At 61.1% G+C, this 262-nt stretch carries 1 protein-coding gene; it reads left to right on the top strand.

The genetic code is table 11. From position 1 onward, the window contains the following. A partial coding sequence (locus ACVA58_RS28240; protein ID WP_446513547.1) for a hypothetical protein occupies positions 1–254 on the top strand: 254 nt, incomplete at its 5' end. Between the last annotated feature and the right edge of the window lie 8 nt (positions 255–262).

The following is a 262-nucleotide window of genomic DNA, read 5'->3' as shown; positions in this document are numbered from 1 at the left end:
GGTACAAGTCGTTCCCGCTGATCGGCGTGGGGCGCGGGCAGGCACTGGGCGCGTTCTACGCGATGTTCGCCACGATCTTCACCGCCGTCTTCACACTGCAGTTTCCGGAGTGGTACTTCCTGATCGGGCTGGCGCTGGTGATCTTCGGCGGCTTTGTGATGGTGTCGGAAAGCTCGGAAAACCTCGAAGTGATCCGCGGCACGGCACCTGCCATTCCCACCACAACAACAGCAACCACGGAGACACACGCATGAAGCTGCAC

This window comes from Photobacterium sp. DNB22_13_2, from assembly GCF_052873915.1.
The sequence above is the reverse complement of the archived record's forward strand: the minus strand, read 5'-3'. Positions and strand labels throughout refer to the sequence as shown.